Consider the following 2656-nt stretch of genomic DNA (forward strand, 5'->3'; position numbering starts at 1 on the left):
CCATACGCACCACCGGGCCGGTATCGCGCACCGCCTTCAGCTGTTGATAGGGCATGCCTCCGGCGTAGGTATCAGGGTCCAGAAGATTGGCAAAGGGGCAGTGGCTCACAGGTTTTGCTCCAAACTACTAACTATTAGTCGATAGTAATTAGCCTGTTCGGCTTAGGCAAGGCGAGCCGGGGTGAGCGCTGTGCTCCGTCACGGTGCTAGCCCGCGCCGCCGAAAGGAACTGCCGCAGTGCATCGACTTGGGGACATCTGTATGAGGTTTGGTCTTTAACGGTGTGGCTCTGCTGGCGCCCGTCGGTAGCTTAGCGCCTCGGCCAGCTGGCTGCGTTCAACGGAGTCTGCGCCAGCAAGATCTGCGATCGTGCGTGCTACGCGCAGTGTGCGGTGCAGGGCCCGACCGGACAGAGCCAGCGAGTCCGCTGCCGACTGCAACCACTGCGCATCGGATGTGAGCAATTGACAATGTTGCAGCAGAGCATCAGGCGTAAGCTGCGCGTTGGATGACCCCTGCCTTGCCAGTTGGTGCGCCAGCGCGCTATCTACACGCGCCTTCACCTCGGCGCTGCTCTCTGCCTGTGTCTGCGTCGTTAGCAACTGTTGCGCGGGCGGGCGTGTGACGCCAACGTGCAGATCAATCCGGTCCAGCAGTGGCCCTGACACGCGTTGTTGGTAGCGCGCGACCTGCTCAGGTGTGCAGCGACGGTGACGCACCTCATCCCCGGCATAACCGCAGGGGCAGGGGTTCATCGCTGCAACCAACTGAAAGCGCGCCGGGAAGCGGAATTTAAAGCGAGCGCGAGAGACCGTGATTTCTCCGTTCTCCATGGGTTCACGCAAGGCTTCCAAATAAGCATTGAAGTCGACTTAGGATAAAAATTTCTTGTTACCGAAAATACTAAGATGCTCATAAGCATTTAGCATATCGGAATATATTCATTCCAAAATATCCCGTGGTTTAAATCAGAAACTGAGACTTCGTACAGTCATCGGCGAAAAGTCTGGGAAATGTAATGGCGTCTACATCAACCAGCCATGTACCTATGCCTCCCGGAGCAAGATAAAAAACCTGAAATCCGACACCACCCTGATTTATCGGAATATTTCGTTCAAACGAGTAGATTTCGTTGAGCACTGGTTGCGCAAACTCGGACAAAATATTCATTACCGTACCTTCTCTTGCTCCCCAAGATACGGTGTATGTAGGATTATAAGGGCCAATACCTGGTCCGTTAATCTTATCACAGTTAGCAACTACAGCAGACGCTGTAGTTGCAGTAAGAGTGAGTGAAAAAGCCAATACTAGTTGAGTGATCGCTTTATTCATTTTTCATTCCCCTTAGGTGATAAACTCATGCTCACGACACTCGCGTCAGATCCATCTAATGGGATGACTTCTTTTTTCCAAACCAATTCTCTCGGTGGCCCTTGACGCTTAACTCTTTGCGATTCTATATAGGCTTGTTTAGCCATAATCCTTGGGTAGCTATCGATGAAACCATCCCAATCAAAAACTGGCTTAGATCCTTTAGATAAGGCCCGAGCATTCAATATTGGCCTCAAATGTAACTCACATATTTCTTTGATTGTGGCTGCACCGTTCGCTGAAATTCGCGAGAGCAGTTTCGCGTGGTGCTCCATTATTCTCTGTTCATGTTCTCTATCTAAAACTCTGTACGTTTCTGCATAGTCCTGCAATACATCTACAGTGAAATCACTTTGACTTAGTTCTGTAAACTTCATGAGCTTCAGGTAATTGTAAGCGTTAGTTGTATTGATTATCCGACGTAATTCATCAATCCATTCAGCGCTATGGGCGTGTATCAGTAGCACATCATCCCTTTCGAAGAGCGACTTGTATTTACCATCAAATCGTCGGAGAAATTCATCCATGACTCTAGATTCAGGCACAGATGCCGACTCTCTGTAGAATGACTCGGAGAGTCGATCATATTCTTCGTCATTCATTGCGTATATCTCTAATTGAGTATCTTCTTGGGTGCTGCCAAGCGCCGTATAGAAAATACATAAGAGTAGTAACGAGAAACTGAAGAAGGACTTCACCATCGTGCTTTCTCCTTTTAAAAGTCCGTTTAAAAAAAGCAGAAGCATAAAATGGTCTTTTCAATACATACTCTTAGTTAGAAAAAAAACAAGCTCACATTCATACGTCTATAACCGTGACGGGTGGTGACTGCAGACCGCACTCCGCGCGGCTGCGAACAGTGGCAAATTCCATAGCTCATCCTTGAGCAGAGGGGTGCTGTTATGGGTTCAGTTCGCCGGCGATGTTCCCTGTGCATCCAGCGCCTGCGTTAAGGCGTCGAGCTCTTGCTCCAGCTCCAGCACACGTGCTCTCGTGCGCTTCAGTACCTCGGTCTGGGCGTCGAATTCTTCCCGGCTGACGACGTCCAGCTTCTGCAGCGCGGATTGGGCCAGTGTGCGTACGCCCTTATCGACCTCCTCGCGTATTCCGCTGTTACCTACCAGTTGATTGACCTGCTCGATCACATCGGTAATGGGTGGTGGCTTGGGGGGTTTAATCGCCATATCTGGCAAGACCTGTCGTTGATGTCGTTGGGTACCGATAGTAGAGCAAAGCCAGACGCACTCACAGCGCATCGGTGTGCACTTATATGGTGCAACGCTCT

Annotated in this window: 4 protein-coding genes; all 4 read right to left on the bottom strand. The window is 50.3% G+C overall.

What is annotated here, in order from left to right:
- Positions 1-275: 275 nt before the first annotated feature.
- Positions 276-833: an ATP-binding protein gene (locus HRU21_12570; protein NRA43124.1), complete on the bottom strand. Its 558-nt coding sequence runs from the start codon at positions 831-833 to the stop codon at positions 276-278.
- 130 nt (positions 834-963) lie between these two features.
- Positions 964-1332 carry a hypothetical protein gene (locus tag HRU21_12575; protein NRA43125.1) on the bottom strand — a complete coding sequence of 123 codons (369 nt, stop codon included), beginning with the start codon at positions 1330-1332 and terminating at the stop codon, positions 964-966.
- The gene (locus HRU21_12580) at positions 1329-2117 is read right to left on the bottom strand and encodes a hypothetical protein (protein ID NRA43126.1); all 789 of its coding nucleotides are present in this window, start codon (positions 2115-2117) and stop codon (positions 1329-1331) included. Before HRU21_12580 ends, HRU21_12575 begins: the two co-directional genes overlap by 4 nt.
- Before the next feature lie 162 nt (positions 2118-2279).
- The gene (locus HRU21_12585) at positions 2280-2555 is read right to left on the bottom strand and encodes an accessory factor UbiK family protein (protein NRA43127.1); all 276 of its coding nucleotides are present in this window, start codon (positions 2553-2555) and stop codon (positions 2280-2282) included.
- Positions 2556-2656: the final 101 nt, after the last annotated feature.

Source organism: Pseudomonadales bacterium, assembly GCA_013215025.1.
Classification (GTDB): Bacteria; Pseudomonadota; Gammaproteobacteria; order Pseudomonadales; family DT-91; genus DT-91.

Bases quoted from the DNA above. Each gene is read 5' to 3' on its own strand.
- HRU21_12575 (NRA43125.1), bottom strand. From the start codon at position 1,332: ATGAATAAAGCGATCACTCAACTAGTATTGGCTTTTTCACTCACTCTT.
- HRU21_12585 (NRA43127.1), bottom strand. From the start codon at position 2,555: ATGGCGATTAAACCCCCCAAGCCACCACCCATTACCGATGTGATCGAG.
- HRU21_12570 (NRA43124.1), bottom strand. From the start codon at position 833: ATGGAGAACGGAGAAATCACGGTCTCTCGCGCTCGCTTTAAATTCCGC.
- HRU21_12580 (NRA43126.1), bottom strand. From the start codon at position 2,117: ATGCTTCTGCTTTTTTTAAACGGACTTTTAAAAGGAGAAAGCACGATG.